This is a genomic window from Algoriphagus sp. AGSA1 (assembly GCF_021390545.1).
GTDB lineage: Bacteria > Bacteroidota > Bacteroidia > Cytophagales > Cyclobacteriaceae > Algoriphagus.
The window spans coordinates 1-17,135 of the sequence record NZ_JAJUWR010000062.1 but is presented as its reverse complement, the minus strand read 5'-3'; the positions used below and the strand labels follow the sequence as shown (position 1 = coordinate 17,135).

Here is a 17,135-nt window from a genome sequence, read left to right as displayed (position 1 = left end):
ATAACATCAGCTAAGAAAGCATGGGGTGAACAGTGTTTTCCGCAAGGTTTGTTCTCCGTAGCAACTTTTCGTTTCGGTTGACAGGTAATCGCTCCGAAATACCCCACGCTTCTTAGCTGCGGCACGTCAGACTGTCTAAAAACCCCTTCAAAATTTCACTAAAAACACCCACTAAACCGGTGGGACTTATGGGGATATTTTTGTATCTTTTTATATGAAATTTATTCAAGGAACTGACCGCACCCAGCTCGCACTTTTCCCCACCTGCCTGGATGATTCCCTTGACTTTGACAACGAAACCCGCCTGATCGACCTGTTTGTCAACTCCCTTGACCTAAGGTCTTTGGGGTTTGAGATGGACTTTATTGACAACGGAAGGCCTGCCTACCATCCCGGTGACCTGCTCAGACTTTTCATTTATGGGTATCTCAACAGAATCAGGTCTTCCAGGGCGCTGGAAAGGGAATGTAGGAGAAACATCGAGCTGATGTGGCTTATGAAAGGACTGGTGCCTGATCATAATACCATCTCCAATTTTCGCAAGGGTAATCCCGCCGCGATCAAAAAAGTGTTCCGTGCCACCGTGCAGATGGCCAAACATTTTGAACTGATCGGCGGTACGCTCCTCGCAGGAGACAGCACCAAGCTCCGCGCCCAGAACAGCAAGAAAAACAACTTCAACACCAAAAAGATCGAGCGGCATCTGGCCTACATTGAAGAAAAGCTCGCCAAGTATCAGGCAGAACTTGCAAAAGAGGACGGAGACGTCGGGCAACAGGAAATCTTGGCGGCGGAAATCAAAAAACAGTCCGCACGAAATGCAAAATACGAATCACTTGGTGAGCGGCTGGACAACAGCGATCAGGAACAGATCTCCACCTCCGACCCCGACAGTAGGCAGATGATCATACGAAACAACATCACCGAAGTCGCCTACAACATCCAGTCCACCACCGATGCCATACACCACATTCCCATCGACTTCAAAGTAACGAACAACAACGATTCCAAGGCCATGGGAAACATGGTCAGAAGAGCCAAGTCCATCCTTCGCACCAACCACTTCACCGCCCTGTTTGACAAGGGCTACCATACCGGCAGCGAGATCAAAACAACGGTCGAATTGGGAGTTGAACCCATCGTGGCCATTCCTGCAGTCAGCGGTGCAAGTATGGCTCCCGATCCGGCCTTCAACGTGTCGGAATTCACCTACGACCCCCAAACCCGGACCTATACCTGTCCGCAAGGGTCAGTCCTGTCCACCAACGGAACCTGGTACAAAAAAGACCGGGGCGGTTCTTCCCGAAAAAGCGCAAGCCCCATCCGGGTACAACACTTCAAGACCAAAGACTGCAAAGGATGCCCGGTTCTGGACCGGTGTACCAAAAACACCCGTGGAAGAGGCAGAGTCATCGAACGCACCGAACATCAGGACTACATCGACATCAACAGAAAGAATGTCGGAGAAAAAGAACATCTCTACAAACGCAGGCAGGCAATCATCGAGCACAACTACGGGACGATGAAACGACAGTGGAACTTCCACTACATCATCACCAAAAAAGGAATGGACAGAGCAAGTTCAGACGTAGGTCTGATCTTCACTGCCTACAATCTGCGTAGAATCTTTAACTTGGTAGGGCCGGAAGTACTCAAAGCGTATCTGAAAGCACTTTGGTGCTGTTTTTTGGCTCTGATGGACCTTTTAGATGCCCAAAAGACACCGGAATACAAAACAAGGATTTTTGACTGGCATTCAAGCAGTTTTAAAAGAGCGGCCTAAAATCAAGCAAAATAACCAACAAAAAGGCGGTAGTTTAAACCAAATGAAGGTTTTTAGACGAACTGACGTTGAGCGTTATTTTCGAAAACCAAACAGTAACTGACATACAACCAAACAGATAAGAAAGTAAATACTCAATTTTGGCAAACTTAAAGACAACAAAATGGAAAAAGTAAACCTTGGACAGAAATTTCAACTTTTTACTGAACATTGGTCGCCCAAAATAGTAGGCGAACTCAATGGACAGCACGTAAAACTTGCCAAACTCAAAGGCGAGTTTGTTTGGCACAAACACGACCACGAAGACGAACTCTTTTTTGTCGTAAAGGGGAATTTCAAAATGGAGTATAGAGATAGAACAGTAATTGTAAATGAAAATGAATTTTTGATAGTGCCAAAAGGTGTAGAACACAAACCCGTAGCAGACAAAGAAGTATGGGTTATGCTTTTTGAACCTGCAACAACTTTGAACACAGGCGACACAGAAAACGAATTGACAAAACACATATTGGACAGAATATAAAAACAAACGCATAGTGAGTAGGTAAAGGGGAATCCCACTCCTAAACCTCTCACAGAACTCCCGATAGCTATCGGGATGAACCTCTCAATTCCTTTGGGAGCGCTCTACCATAAGTAATTCATTAAAAATAGTAATCAGAAATCTGTTTGTAATAACCCCATCTATCACTACCTGTTTTATGAATATATTCATGTCTGTTTAATTCATTTTCCAGTTCCTTTCTGGTGTCCGAAAGACAATCTAAAATCATTTGAATTGGTAGCTCAAAATATTCATGTCTTCCCAAAACCACCCACCGCCTCAATCTCCATTTTACAACTTGCTCGATTAATTCTGCATGCCACCTGCATTCAAATGGATAAGATTTGATTTTTAGGAATTCAATCTCTTGAAATTCTTTCTTATAAGTTTTCTCCCTGTTGTTCCAATTGGAAGTAATACCGATTTTCACAAATGAATTGACAGTTAAAATGTAAAATTCAGTAGGCTGATACCAGTTGATATTTTCTGTTTTCATGTGTAGAATTACTGCTAAATTTTAACCTGAAGTTTCGAGTTTATCTCACATTTTTTATTACTTAAAATCTGCCTCCGGTCGTATTTTATTTCTTACACTCGTCACCTATGCAGCGGCAGAAACTCCATTGATAAAGGTCTCTACAAAATCCATGATTTTAGACTTCACACGTTCGGCAATGGTCTTGCGCTCCTTTAGTCCTGGACGCGAATTAAGCATACCGATAATATCATCCCGTAGCGGTTCTTTCTCGGTGTAGATAAAGTCACCGATCACTTGCTCCAATTTATCCGTATCCAAACCTTCTTCCGCACTGAGCTTTTTCAAGGCCTCGATCCGTTCCTTTGTCCAGAAATTCAGGAATTCCTCCGGAATGTCTTCAGAATCCTCAATTACCGGCAGGGTCTGATTAATAAATTTCTCTATCAGTTCACGCTTACTTCTGAGTTGGGATTCTCCTACAATTAATTCTACAATGGCTTTCTTCTGCTTTTCTTGGTCTTCCGGTGCTGCATCCTTCAAATTGGCCAGTAGTTTCAGAATGTAGCTGACATTGATCTCGTCGCGGTGGATCAGTTCAAGCTCAAAGTCCACATCATTCAATATGGAGACTTTTTCCTTGCCCGGTTTTTTGCTGCTATCATAGATATCCAGGTACTTGCTTTTGTAGTCCTCGAAATCCTGCTCTGACATCACCAGATCGTCAAACTCAAATTCTGTAAAGGTGCCCATCACATTCTTCAGCCGCATCAGCTCCCGGAATGCCTTGATAAACTCCAGTTTCTCCATCTCACTAGGCAACTCGTTAACGCAGTCCACCGTGGGTACTATCTCGAGCAGTTTGCTTACCGCTACCTGAAATTTCTCCACGTAGTCTTCGTAGGGCTGCATGATGATTTCATCCTTTGCCGTGATGTTGGAGAAAAGAGTAATGGCATCGTCAGTGGCAGGTTTCAGGTTTCTGAAGCAAACGATATTTCCCTGGGATTTCAATTCATCCAGAATCCGGTTGGTACGGGAGTAGGCCTGAATCAGTCCGTGGAATTTCAGATTCTTGTCCACATACAGCGTGTTCAATGCCTTACTGTCAAATCCTGTGAGAAACATATTCACGACCAAAAGGATGTCGATCTGCTTTTTCTTTACCCGGTCAGCAATGTCATTATAATACTGGTAGAAAAGCCTGCTGTCTCTGGTATTGTAGTTGGTGCTATGGGTAGCATTGTAGTCAGCCATGAATTCATCCAGGTATTCGCGGGGATGCTTCCTGCCCATCGGAATATAGTGTTCACGGCCTACGTCTGCTGCCATGTCCAGTCCACCTTCTTCCCAGTCATCCTCAAATTCCTCCCCGCTGTCAATCAGGTCCACATTTGCTCCATAAGAGAAGATAGTAGCCACTTTTAGCTGATGTTCTCCGGCTTCCTTCTTCTGTTGGAATAACTGATAGTATTCGATCAGAGTCGGTACACTGGATACGCAGAAGATCGAAGTGAAGAAACGGCTATGGGTCTTTCTGCCATGGTTGGCAAGGATGTAATCGACTACATTATTCAATCGCTGAGGGGCATTCATTACCTCTTCCTCATCGATCGCCTCTACATTGATGTCTAGGATATTTTCCTTCTTTTTGAATGTACTGATGTATTCCACTGAGAACTTAAGCACATTCTCATCACGGATCGCATCGGTGATCACATACTTGTGCAGACACTCCTCAAAGAGCATGTCGGTCGTACGCTTGCCGTACGCATTTGTTCCGGCATTTTCCGGAAATATCGGTGTTCCTGTAAAACCAAACAGCTGCGCACCTTCAAAAAACTCCTTGATATCCGCGTGTGTTTTGCCAAACTGGCTACGGTGGCACTCATCAAAAATGAAAATAATCCGTTGATTCTTTAGTTTTTCAAGCTTTGACAGGTGACGCACCTTGGTGATGGCGGTATTGAGCTTCTGTATAGTGGTGACGATAAGTTTATTATCTCCAGCCAGTTGCCTGACTAGGGTATTGGTGTCGTTGGTGCCGTCTATGCTTCCCTTGCTGAAAGAATTGAATTCCTTGGTAGTCTGGTAGTCCAAATCTTTTCGGTCCACCACAAATACCACCTTGTGAACCTGTGGTAGATTGGTGAGAATCTGGGCGGTTTTGAATGAGGTCAGGGTCTTCCCGGATCCAGTCGTGTGCCAGATATATCCGAACTTGGGCGTAGTCTTTACCTGCTCGATAATTGCCTCTACCGCATAGAACTGGTAGGGGCGGAGTACCATCAGGGTCTTCTGGGATTCATTCAGCACCACGTACTTGGTGATCATTTTGCTGACATGGCAGGGCTCCAGAAAAATATCTGCAAATTCCGATAGCTGGGTAATCAGTTTATTCTTAGTGTCCGACCAATAGAAGGTTTGCTTGAAGGAACGGTCTTTCAGCGGTGCATTGGCATAGTACTTTGTATTTACACCATTGCTGATCACAAAGAGCTGGATAAACTGGAACAACCCTTGTCCTGCGCCATAGGAATGGATGGAGTAGCGGTCGGTTTGCTTAAAGGCTTCTTTGAGTTCCAACCCTCTACGCTTCAATTCTATCTGGACCAGTGGAAGTCCGTTGATCAGAATGGTGACATCGTATCGGTTCTTGTATTTTCCTTCGACGGAGATCTGCTGGGTCACCTGAAATTGGTTCTGGCACCAGTGGATCTGGTTGATCAGTTCTATCGTGCGGTGTTCTCCACTTTTATCCACATAGGGAACCCGGTCTCTGAGGATTTTGGCACGTTCGAATACATTACCCTTGTTGATGAAATTCAGAATCTGCCTGAAGTCATTGTCGCTGAGCGTTGCTTTATTATGCAGTTCCAGCTGTGATTTGAGATTAAGCAGCAGCGTGGTTTCATCTTTAATGATGACCTGCTTATAGCCTAGCTTTGAGAGCTGGATCAGCAGGTTGTTTTCTAACGCCTGTTCGGGTTGTATCGTCATGAACTGGTAAAAAAAATGACCCGAGAGCAGATCTTATGGTATGCTACTCAGGTACTGTTACTGCTAAGATGTGGATTTAGTTGATGTGAAGCAAATCCTTTTGAGTTCAAACCGTTTGTAAACATTCGCACCCACGTTTCATTCGTCAAGTTGTTATGCTGTCAAACCCATCCAGCCATTGGACTGATTTCTCCAGACCACATTTCTCCAATGTTTCCAAAACCTGGCCCATATTCTGAGGTGGTTTTTTAAGACTTTTAACAAGGTATATGAAGCTGTCATAAACTGCATTTGGAGATGCCTCTCTCAGCAACAAAACGAATTCATCGGGGTGTATTGGTTCAATCCGATGTTTTAGGCAAATTTCAAATGGGAAGTCTTTGAGATTTGATGTTACTAGGTAGTTTACATTGCTTGAAATTGCTGCCGCAAGCACGTGTCTATCATCTGGATCTGGTAATTCAACGGTCGTTATACCGGACTCGTAATCTTCCACCAGTGCATCGGGAAAAGCTCCGTCCATCAGTTCAACTGTTCGCTTGATTCTTTCAGGTTTTAAATCAGGTCGTTTGGCAATAAGGTTTCTAGTCCACTCCTGGTGGATTTTACTTGTCCACTTTGGTTTGAATAAACCTGCTTCGGCAAGGTTCAAAAGGAAATCCCGGATAGGGGCTGGGTAGAGTACACAGGCATCTAGGAGAGCAACTATCTTCATTAATAGCCCAGCTTCATTTCCTGTGCTTCCTGAGCTAAGAGATCTAGATTTTTTCGTCGGATTGCTTTCAAGTCCGATTCATATTTCAACACATTTTTTCGTTCGACGCGTCTATGTGACCCTACTTTTTTGGAAGGAATCTTATTCGTGTCGAGCAACTTCACCAGGTGGGGTCTAGATACCTGGAGCAAATCAGCGGCTTCCTGTGTGGTCAGTTCCTCATTTACTAAAGTGATTTGTACGGATCTTCCGCCTGCCATTTCATCCAAAATTTTCTCAAATAGCATCACAGCCTTTCTTGGGACAGCTATTGTTTTTCCACCTACTTCAAAAACCACAGAATTATTTGTCTTTGAAGAGGTAGTTATCTGCCTTAATGCTTCAACAGATTGCTTGGCTGCGGTCTGTTCCTTGATTGTAGGTTTTTTAATAAGGGTGGGCATAGTGTTGGAGATGTTAGTCAGGATGTTAATTTAGCAAACGCAACAAACGAAACAAAGTTCATTAGAAAAAAAAATATCCAAGTGTGTGACCAGTGCCTTTTAGAATTCTTGGCATTTAATCCAAGCAGTATTTTTTTTCAACAAAATTATTTGGTCTGTTGGGATTGTTAGTCCCCTAAAAAGCAAAAGACACGCCCTGGGACGCTGTTCAAGTGGGTAGCGTGGCGTGTACTGTCAATGCAAAGACAGGGATTTTAATAAAAAGCACACTAACTTTGTCTAGCGTTCATCCTACCGATCGGCCAAAGAAAATCGGAAATCGTCAGGTCTCAATCCTTGGCGTTTTCTGTTTTGAAATTGATCGCTTTGATCCATCCGAAGCCCTACGTGCTATGTAGGTGGTGTAGTAGGATGGATCGGGGTGATTTTTTTAGTTTTTTCTTATTTCCAGAGATCCTGCTTTTCCCAGTCATTAAAGAAACCAAGTTTGTAGATGGGCATTTCTGGGTGTTGCTTAAAAAGATCGAGGATTTTAGTTTTTATGTGATGGTTAGGAGTGATCTTGTTGCAAAGAAAGAGCATGCAGGAGATAATTAGAAATGGTTTCTTCTGTTGGGCTTCCTCCAGAGGAAGATTTAACCACAATCCTGAAGGGTTTCTTATTGAACGTATTGGACGCTTCACCATATCCCTACTCCATAGTCTGGAATGATGAGCAACTATATTTCTTACATATCCAATTGCCTCCAGCCAGCTTGAAAGCTCGGTATGTAAGTTAAGCCCCATCCCTTTTGCAATTGCTGATTTCTCGGGGAGGTTATGCTTTAAGTTTTTGTAGTATTTGGATAAAGTACCCATCGAAGCAACCTCCATAATTTTCCAAGATTCGGGATAATCATGTGGATATCGATTTTTGTGATCAACGATAAAGATTTCCTGACTTCTGTGAAACTCGGTCATTAAAGTATCCAAGTGTCTAGCTAACCACACAGAGTTGTTGAAGATGTTGAAATCCTGATACCAACACGGTCCATAACGTAAGGATAAGTGATAAATCATTTGAGTTCTCAGAGCTATCTCTATTCGTTCTACAACATCAAAAAGAATGAGCCTGAGATGTCTGTCGAAGTTGTAACGGTCAATTACATCCTCAAAGTAACTGTTAGGTTCAAAACTGTGGCTAGTAGAGTCGGCTTGCATATCCCACCAATACCCTTTCAATCTGTAGTAGCTGATGTTTGCTAAAAAATGCGGAGCTGTTGACTCATCTCTAAATTGCATTCCCCTTGACTTCAGGAGCTCTAGCTGTTGCGAAATTGTATGTGCTGGCTTTTGCATTGACCAATATAAAAAAAATGACCCGAGAGCAGATCTTACGGTATGCAACTCAGGTACTGTTGATACAAATTTCGTAAGACCGTTTCATTTATGCAACGTTTTTGTTTCTTTTTGTTACGTTTACTATAGATTTCGATACTTTTTGTTTCTTTTCTCAAGAAAGAAAAGAAAATTCCTCTTTATTAAACGTCACATTGATCCTGCCGTTCGGCCAAAGAAAATCTGAAATCGTCAGGTCTCAATCCTTGGCGTTTTCTGTTTTGAAATTGATCGCTTTGATTCATCTGAAGGCCTACGTGCGATGTAGGTGGTGTGTAGAATGGATCGGGGTGATTTCTCTAACCTGACAAAAAAACAGTTTCTAAGTGTTTATGAGTTGGTATCTAGGAAGGTAAAAGTTTTGATATTCGGTCGAGTATGGCATCTCTCTGGGGCTCCCATTTTTCGTAGGGTAAAGGGTCAATATCAAAAAGCTGTTCGAGGTCTTTCTTTAATGTGGACCATTTCAATTTATCCGTGATCATAAATCCCTGGGTAGCGTTGATCACCTCATTAACGGATTTGAAATTTAGCGGGGGGATCAAAATAGGGATATGAAGCTTTGATAAAACCCAGGTCGCTCCCATTTCCAGAAGACAAATTTGGCTGGTGAAGTAGTTGTCGGAGAGTAATGATATCACAATTCCCTCAGCGCTTACTTCAGTTTTTAAGGTTTCAACCCAATCTTTTCCGAGTGGTATTCCATAACCAGTTGCAGAAGTGTAAAATATCTGGTTGTGCTTGACTCCGATCAGCTGAAGCAAGTTGATTACTTCTTTTCCGATTTCGTCATCTTTTGAAGAATGGCTGATGAATATCTTTTTCCCTCCCTGACTTTTGGGGTCCGAAGTATCACTTTTACCCTCACCGAATAAAGTATGTTCCTCCACAAATGAGTGAAGGAGTTTTTGAAATCGATCAACAGTTGTTTCATATTGATTAACAGAAGCGGCACTGAAAGGCCCTCTCGAGTATGCGCTGGGACGAACAAATCTTGCTTGTTCCAAAGACCTTTCCTGAGAAGATTGCTTTCCAAAAATTGCGACGGTCATTCGTAGTGCTTTAGATCTCCAGTCAATAAAGTTTTGGTTATACTCGGTGGGATCTTTTAATACTTCAGCTTCTTTGGTGAGATTTTGATAAATCTGCTTTACCTTTTCGTTTTCCATAATTTCTTATCACACAAACATCTTTTGAAGCAGCCCCTTCTTCCAGGTCTGTGTATGGTTTATCTGCTTTTTAAGATTCTCAATACTGTTATCTAAGCTAACTAGATACCGGACGATTTTTTCCTGCTCTTCCAAGCTAGGGATTTCAATGTTAAGATTTTCCAATTGACTATTATACAGGTGGACTACGGAGATACCTTGTGCCATTTGAGCTATTTGATATTTTCGTCTGTGGTTTAAATAAAATGATAAAAAGACCCCATTTAATGATGACCTGATAATGTTTAAATCTCCACCAAGTGCAACCCCAGATCTCAATACGCATGCTGCTCTGGCTATATCAAGTTGGGTTTCTCCAGAAGAAGGGATAATCACATCGTTAGCCTGGCTCAAAACCAATGTTTTCTTGTCAATTTTTGTCCTAGACTTTACTTCATCTATGACTTCTGCATATTCCGTGTAGAGTTCACCATATCGAATACATTCTAGATTTCCCTCTGCTGAAATGTCAACTTTCGATATTCCTTTGCCCTTTGAAAACTTTGCAACCTCCCCCAACTTCTTCTCTTCCCAATCCGGAAAGTCCGAACCATCCTCTTGTTTAAAGCGGAGGTTCTGAGCAAAAATCTGCTGCATCACCCCCTTCTTGTATCGCTCCAACTTTTCCTTCTTTTGCGCCAGCAACTCAATCCTTCTGTCCACCGCTGTCAGAAAACTGGCGATCTTCTGCTGCTCGGGGAGGGAGGGAAATAATAATCTAAATGTCGATAGGTCATTCGGGGAAAGATTTGGAGGGTCAGTTCCAGCAATATTATTTTCAATTCGACCTATCAAAGATCTCCGTTGAAACAATTGGTATGCATAATCGAGGCTTCCTAATGAAATCAGCTTGCCAACTCGCTGATTCAATAGAGAGTTTTTTGAATCATGATCGATTTTTGCGATTTTAAGTTTTCCAGCTAGGATAGGTCTAGTTAAAGCAACAACTACATCGCCTTCTTGAAGTACGAATTTTTTATACTTATTAGTGAAAGAGGGAGGGAGGTACGATTTGTTTGAGTTGAGGATTTTGTTAATTCCAACATCAGCGATTTTGACCCATCTACTACCATTATTTTGCGATAGTTTACTCGGAAAGGCATATCCATTAAAAATTTGGATTTCCTCGCCTAGATTTTTCACTACCCAATATTTTTCAAACCCATCAAACCTCAACTCAGGCACATTTCTTTTTTCTCCCATCATCAAAAAGGTGTCTTAATTCCCAATTCCCTGCAAAATCCGATCAGCGATACCTCATTAGTCTTCAGCTCAGCGTCCAGCTGTACCAGTTCTTCTGCCACGGCATCCAGGTCTATGGCTTCCTCCTCCTCGAAGGTGTCCACATAGCGTGGGATATTCAGGTTGTAGTCGTTTTCGGCGATTTCTGCCAGCGTGGCCACATAGCTGTATTTATCCTTGGTTTCCCGCTTCCGGTAGGTCTCAATGATCAGTTCCACATCCATATCGCGCAACTCATTCTGATTGCCAACCTTCATAAAGTGATCTGGGCCACTTGCATCGATAAAGACCACATTGTCATCCTGCTCCCGGCATTTTTTCAGCACCACAATGCAAGTCGGGATGGAGGTGCCGTAGAAGATATTCGCCGGCAACCCGATCACCGCATCCAGCACATTCATATCCTTGATCATATACTCCCGGATCACGCCTTCCGCTCCGCTACGGAACAGCACCCCATGGGGGAATACGCTGGCCATAATCCCATTGTCAGCCAACTGAAACAGCATATGCTGTAAGAAGGCAAAATCAGCCTTGGTCTTGGGGGCCAGTCTTCCAAACTGGCTAAACCGGGGATCGTTGCTATTCAGGGGATTCTCATCTCCCTTCCAATGGGCGGAGAAGGGCGGATTGGCCACAATAGCCTCAAATCTCAAGTCCTGATGCTGGGGATTCTCCAGCGTATCCTCCTGCTGTATATTGAAGTCCCGGTAGTGCACGTCGTGGAGGATCATATTCATCCGCGCCAGGTTATAGGTGGTGCGATTAAGTTCCTGACCATAGAATTCCGCAATCTCGGCTTCCTTGGCTACCCGGAGTAGGAGGGAACCCGAACCGCAGGTAGGATCATAGACGGACTTGATTTTTGTTTTGCCGGTGGTTACCAGCTTGGCGAGGATTTTTGAAACCTGCTGAGGGGTGTAGAATTCCCCCGCAGACTTACCTGCCCCGGCGGCAAACTTGCCGATCAGGTATTCATAGGCATCACCCAGTACATCGGAAGCGATATCTTCCAGCTTGAAATCGATCTTATTGAGATGATTCAGAATCTGCACAATCACTGCATTTCTGGCGGCTACCGTTCTGCCGATCTTGGTAGAGTTCAGATCCAGGTCCTCAAAGAGTGCATTGAAGTCCTCTTCCGAATCCGTCCCCATGGTACTTTGCTCGATATGGTTTAGCACCGCCTTGAGATCTTCGAGGATGTAATTGCTCTCTGTCTCGGTATCTGCATTTCCCCGGGCAGCAAGAGTGGAGAAGAGTTCGCCGGGCTGCAGGAAATAGCCCAGCTTTTCCAGAGATTCCTCTTTGACGGCTTCCAGCAGTTCTGGATCAGTCAGTTTGGTGTACTCTTTGATTTTCTCCGTTTCCAGGAGGTTATTGGCGAAGATATTCTGTTTCTCAGAGAGGTACTTGTAGAAAATAAATCCCAGGATATAATCCCGGTAATCGTCAGCGGATATTTTACCCCGGAGTAGATTGGCTATACCCCAGAGCTGGGTTTCCAGCTGGCGTTTTTGACCTTCAGACATTGAAGTGCTTGAGTTTAATGCGATAGAAAAACTTAATTGGGGAGCGGAAGCCATGGGATTCAGTGACTTACCATCTCAGGCCGTTTTGGCTCTCTAAAAATAGGAGTTTAGCCGGGAAGCAGGGCACTTGAGATCGAAAAAATAGAAAAGGGATATGGAATTTGTCCGAAAATCTCCTTTCTTGCAATAACAATTTAGTGGAAAATGAATAGCCAACTTTTATCTTGTTTTTCTGGACATATCCCCAGAACTCATATCTGACCTTTATAGGTTCGCGGCACCTATGAAGATTACCTTTTGCTAATGGAGTAAGCCTGTCCTAATATTTCAATTCCTATTGCGATGAAATTATGAGGGCACATACGCTGCGAAAGTGTGAGATAGTAAACTATTATCAGCTTCAACGGTATTGGGTAAATAGCACAAACAGTAAAATAACAGCCTTTAACGATTGCGTGAATTCATTATGCACAATACTACTTATAAATCTATGGGAGTAATAGAAAGATCAGACAGACTGGAGTTCCATTATTTTTTTAAGGATGAAAGCCATACGATTGACTCAATTTTAAGAAATGAATGCGAAAAGGAAATGCTTTTTATATTTAATGAAATCTCTGAAACTTTAAGATTGGATCTTAGATTAGAGACTTCTCCTCCTGAAGATGGTGGTTTTAAAGAAATATGGAGTTTCATTGGTCAAAACTCTGCTCAAATAACTCTGTTAGTTAGTGTAGCTGCCATAACCATATCCCGTTTTCCAGCAGAAAACAGGGAACTAACTAAGCTTCAAATCGAAAATTTGAAGTTGGATAATGAGCTAAAGAAGAAGGAATTAGAAAAACTCAACTTAGAGTTTTTACAGGAAGAGGATGAATTAAGCGAGGACAAATTGGTGGGGTCGGTTGAGTTAATTAATAAGAACTACAAAATTGCATGGCGTAAATCCAATTTGTATAAAAAACTGTCTGGATACAGAAAAATTGATTCTATAGAAATTTTAAGATTTAAAGCGAAAGAACCTGTTGGTAAACCGAGGAAGGTATTAAGAACTGAGTTCAATAAATATATTTTGGAGAGCGATGATTTGCCACCCCTATCAGTTGAAAAAGCTGTCATTGACGTAATATCACCAGCGATAAAACGAGGGAAATTCAAGTGGAAAGGTTTTTATAATAATGAGATTATAAGTTTTGATATGAATGACTCCATATTCAGACATCAGGTCTTAAAGGGTGATGTTCACTTCTCCAATAAGTTTTCGATTGAGGTGGAGATGACTCAAGAAAGAAAGATAAATCAAGATGGCGGAATCAAAATAATAAACACCTCAATTGCTAAAGTTTGGGCTTCCGTCGAAGATGGAAAGAGAATTGAGTATGAATAGGAAAACCGAGCTACAACTCAACGATCAGTTCATAGGAGCCCAAAAGATTACAGTTTCCCCGCAAGCATCCACGCCAAATCCCAGCAATTCCTTGGCTATCCAACCTAAAATGTGGATAACTTTCTCTCTATCGCACTAAATATACCCTGTACTGGGTATGGATTTTTAAGTCTAGATTACTTTTCTTGCAATAACCTTTTAGTAGAAGACGAACAGCCAACTTTTATCTCACCCATCCGGGCTTAAATCCGGAACCCATTTAATTCTGAATTAGCTAGTAAAATGATAGCAGAGCCGATCGCTCCCGATAGCGCAGCGTATCGGGAGAGGGGTGAGGTTAAAAGCCAATTGCAAATTGGTAAGGATATTAGGGTAGGACATGGCGTTAATAAATCATTCTGAGAATGATTTTAGCCTTGGGCCAGTTTGTAGGGCAGGCAAACTTCACCCAGCGTCCAGAGAGTATCGTAAGTTTATCCACTGCGTCCGGCTATTGATCTTGCTGTTTATTGACCAAAGAGCTTTTATTAAAAGCAGACGCCAATACGCCACGGCTCACAAGTCTTTTCAATTATATTAGTCTTACTAAAGGTAATGAGATGCGGTATTTTCTGAAAGATCAAAGATTTGATCACCTTAATATGAGCGATTGAATAATTTTTATGCAGTTATGACTAATGAAACCTATCGGATAATGGTTTGACTATGGAAAATTTAGAGATATATAGTCCAGAATTATATAGTGATGTTTGCCAACTGATTGATGGAACCCGCAGCCGTTTGGCTTCAGTTGTGAATGAAGAAGTATGCCTGATGAATTGGCTTATAGGCAAACGGATCAAGGAAGATGTACTTTACAGCAAACGCGCGGAATACGGGAAAGAAATCATTAAAAATTTGGCAACCCAACTTACAGAACGCTACGGCAAAGGATGGAGCGACCGCAAACTTTTACATTGTATACGCGCCGCGTATACTTTTACTGAAGATGAGATTGTATACGCGGTGCGTATACAATTGACATGGACACATTTGCGATCCCTGATGTTTATCGATGACGATTTGAAGAGGTCTTTTTATCTGGAAATGGCTCACCTAGAGCACTGGGACACCCGAACCCTCGACCGGAAAATTGACGGTATGTTGTATGAGCGAACTGCACTGAGCCGTAAACCCAAAGAACTCATCAGACAGGAATTGGACAAAATAAAAACTACCCATTCACTCACTCCCGATGCAGTTTTTCGAAGCAGTTATTTTTTGGATATACTGGGACTTGCCGATACCTATTCTGAGAGAGATCTGGAAGATGCCATTTTGTTAAATCTGCAGTCCTTTATAAAGGAAATGGGCAATGATTTTGCTTTTTTGGACCGCCAAAAAAGGATAACTGTTGATGCTGTCGACTACAGGATAGACTTGTTGTTTTATCACAGAAGCCTGCGACGTTTGGTAGCTATTGACTTGAAGCTTGGCAAATTTAAACCTGAACACGAGGGACAAATGCTGCTCTATTTGAGATACCTTAATAAAAATGAGCGGAAAGAAGGTGAAGAATCACCGATAGGATTGATTCTGTGCAGCGAAGGCAATACGGAACACATCGAATATTTGATGTTGGAAGATGGAGATATTAAGGTAGCACAATACTTTACCCAGCTTCCGGACAAAAAGATACTAAGTGAGAAGCTTCATAGGGCGATAGCTGTAGCTAGGGAAAACCAGTCAAAAGAATAGGTACTACATTTAATGTAACAAAAGAATCGCTATAGCTGGTCAAAACGTTTTGGGGATGAAATGAATCCAATCCTGTCCAGTAAAGCGAAGCGTATAGGGAGGCTAGCCAATCCAATGACCCGCATTCCATCCCCCAAATACCCGAAACTCCTTGCCACAGCCTAAAATGTGGATAACTTCCCGTTTTTCACCAAAAAATATACCCTAGGATCGACTGTTAAGAAAATGTCCCTTTGGACATTTTTAAGGAGAGGCCAGCCTGTAGGGGAGGAGGGACAAGCGTCTAGAAACAGTCTGGGAGGACTGAGCGTGAAGGATTAATCCAGTGGATTAATCTAGCGAAGGGCCAGCTTGTAGGGTTGGTTTTAGCGAGATCCTGTCCCGCATAGCGAAGCGTATCGGGAAGCCAGCCTGCAGGGTTGCTTTTTAAATCTAAATCCCTTTTCTTGCAATAACCTTTTAGTAGAAAACGAATAACCAACTTTTAGCACCCATCCGGGCTTAAATCCGGAATCCATCAAACACCTTTTGCCCCTGACATCTGGATGATAGTACTAAACAAGTGCCTAATTCTATATAGCCTGTACCGATAGCGCAGCATATCGGGAAGAAGGATGGGATGAGCTAGTTTATTAATTTGCTCTCGGCAGAACCCCGAAACCCTGTGGACAATGGGATATTGACGCAATAAAGAAGTGAGAATCCTATAACCACAAGTGTTGTGCAGCAGCATGAAAATACAAATAGTCAATTAACATGAAAACGAAAGAAGATATTGCAAAATTAGCTCTGGAAGTAGCAGAAACCTCAAATTTCATACTTGAGTCATTAAGTCAAAGAATCAAACCTGACTTTAAAGATTCATATCTATTGGGGATGCTATCTAGGTCAGCAGTTATTAACTACGACATCAATCAATTACTCTCAAAAAGCAAACATAATTTACACACGTCTGTATTTATTTTGTTTAGGTGCTTGCTTGACGACTTTATTCATATCCTTCATTTATTACATAGTAATTTTGAAGACGAAGAAATAGTTAAAATTACTGCTTCTGCTCATAAACAAAGATTTAAAACTTATGAAGAATCTAGAAAGATAAATGATAAATTTTTTGGTGGTGAAAATAGTCAACTCCACACACAATCCAGAGAAAATGAATTGAAAGAAGAATTTAAAAGTAATCCTAACAATGATATTTTTTTTCATGAAAAATCAGAATTTAAGCTTAAAAAATTTAGAACTATACAACAGTTAGTTGATGACCTTCCTCAAACAGAAATAGGCCAAGCTAATGTACACGCATTTATATTATGGAAGTTTTTATCACAATACATCCACTTTTCGAACCTCACATTTTACATGGAAAATCAAGAAGAAACAAGGGCAATAGAAATAGCCCAGCTAGAAGAAGTTTTATTCTATTGTTATAAACTATTGTTTGTGCATTTAATGAATTAAAAAAGAAGCATGAGTTTTTAGTATGGAAAGATCCACATAATTTAAATGTATATTTTACCAGTTTATCAGTATGAATAATAAATTGCCGACTGCACAACATTGGTTTCCATGAATAATCAAAAGTTCATTTTCTAGCATTTTTTCTTTGTTTTGGCTTTTTTGAGTTGATTGCCTGTTTTTTGGACTGATTGGAAGAAGTCAAGAATGGACAAAGCGCTGCCTTGCGGGTGG

General features: G+C 42.0%; 13 protein-coding genes. 5 read left to right on the top strand and 8 right to left on the bottom strand.

The annotated features are described in order from the left end of the window. Positions 1-214 precede the first annotated feature (214 nt). A complete protein-coding gene (locus tag LZF95_RS25865; RefSeq protein WP_233758380.1) occupies positions 215-1,783 on the top strand; it encodes an IS1182 family transposase in 1,569 nt (522 codons plus the stop codon). 163 nt (positions 1,784-1,946) lie between these two features. Next, entirely contained in the window at positions 1,947-2,306 is a 360-nt protein-coding gene (locus LZF95_RS25860; protein ID WP_233758378.1) for a cupin domain-containing protein, read from the top strand. A gap of 121 nt (positions 2,307-2,427) precedes the next feature. Here LZF95_RS25860 and LZF95_RS25855 read toward each other — a convergent pair whose 3' ends face one another. From LZF95_RS25855 to LZF95_RS25820, 8 genes are all read right to left on the bottom strand, one after another. Then, positions 2,428-2,823, bottom strand: a complete 396-nt coding sequence (locus LZF95_RS25855; RefSeq protein WP_233758377.1) for a GIY-YIG nuclease family protein — start codon at positions 2,821-2,823, stop codon at positions 2,428-2,430. A gap of 105 nt (positions 2,824-2,928) precedes the next feature. Beyond that, positions 2,929-5,802 carry a type I restriction endonuclease subunit R gene (locus tag LZF95_RS25850; RefSeq protein ID WP_233758376.1) on the bottom strand — a complete coding sequence of 958 codons (2,874 nt, stop codon included), beginning with the start codon at positions 5,800-5,802 and terminating at the stop codon, positions 2,929-2,931. Between the two features lie 145 nt (positions 5,803-5,947). Further along, positions 5,948-6,517, bottom strand: coding sequence for a putative toxin-antitoxin system toxin component, PIN family (locus tag LZF95_RS25845; RefSeq protein ID WP_233758374.1), 570 nt, complete (start codon positions 6,515-6,517; stop codon positions 5,948-5,950). Beyond that, a complete protein-coding gene (locus tag LZF95_RS25840) occupies positions 6,517-6,960 on the bottom strand; it encodes an excisionase family DNA-binding protein (protein WP_233758373.1) in 444 nt (147 codons plus the stop codon). The genes LZF95_RS25845 and LZF95_RS25840 overlap by 1 nt, the downstream gene beginning before the upstream one ends. A gap of 441 nt (positions 6,961-7,401) precedes the next feature. Continuing rightward, positions 7,402-8,241 carry an Abi family protein gene (locus tag LZF95_RS25835; RefSeq protein WP_233758372.1) on the bottom strand — a complete coding sequence of 280 codons (840 nt, stop codon included), beginning with the start codon at positions 8,239-8,241 and terminating at the stop codon, positions 7,402-7,404. A gap of 440 nt (positions 8,242-8,681) precedes the next feature. Beyond that, a complete protein-coding gene (locus LZF95_RS25830; RefSeq protein WP_233758371.1) occupies positions 8,682-9,506 on the bottom strand; it encodes a toll/interleukin-1 receptor domain-containing protein in 825 nt (274 codons plus the stop codon). Positions 9,507-9,515: 9 nt separating this feature from the next. Continuing rightward, positions 9,516-10,751 (bottom strand): restriction endonuclease subunit S, encoded by a 1,236-nt coding sequence (locus LZF95_RS25825; RefSeq protein ID WP_233758370.1) that lies wholly within the window; start codon positions 10,749-10,751, stop codon positions 9,516-9,518. Further along, positions 10,751-12,319 carry a type I restriction-modification system subunit M gene (locus LZF95_RS25820; protein ID WP_233758369.1) on the bottom strand — a complete coding sequence of 523 codons (1,569 nt, stop codon included), beginning with the start codon at positions 12,317-12,319 and terminating at the stop codon, positions 10,751-10,753. Before LZF95_RS25820 ends, LZF95_RS25825 begins: the two co-directional genes overlap by 1 nt. 490 nt (positions 12,320-12,809) lie before the next feature. On the opposite strand from LZF95_RS25820, the gene LZF95_RS25815 reads away from it, so the two are divergent. The 3 genes from LZF95_RS25815 (at position 12,810) to LZF95_RS25805 (ending at position 16,904) form a co-directional block, all read left to right on the top strand. Further along, positions 12,810-13,706 carry a hypothetical protein gene (locus LZF95_RS25815; RefSeq protein ID WP_233758368.1) on the top strand — a complete coding sequence of 299 codons (897 nt, stop codon included), beginning with the start codon at positions 12,810-12,812 and terminating at the stop codon, positions 13,704-13,706. A gap of 705 nt (positions 13,707-14,411) precedes the next feature. After that, positions 14,412-15,443, top strand: coding sequence for a YhcG family protein (locus LZF95_RS25810; protein WP_233758367.1), 1,032 nt, complete (start codon positions 14,412-14,414; stop codon positions 15,441-15,443). 756 nt (positions 15,444-16,199) lie between these two features. Then, entirely contained in the window at positions 16,200-16,904 is a 705-nt protein-coding gene (locus LZF95_RS25805) for a DUF5677 domain-containing protein (protein ID WP_233758365.1), read from the top strand. Positions 16,905-17,135 lie beyond the last annotated feature (231 nt).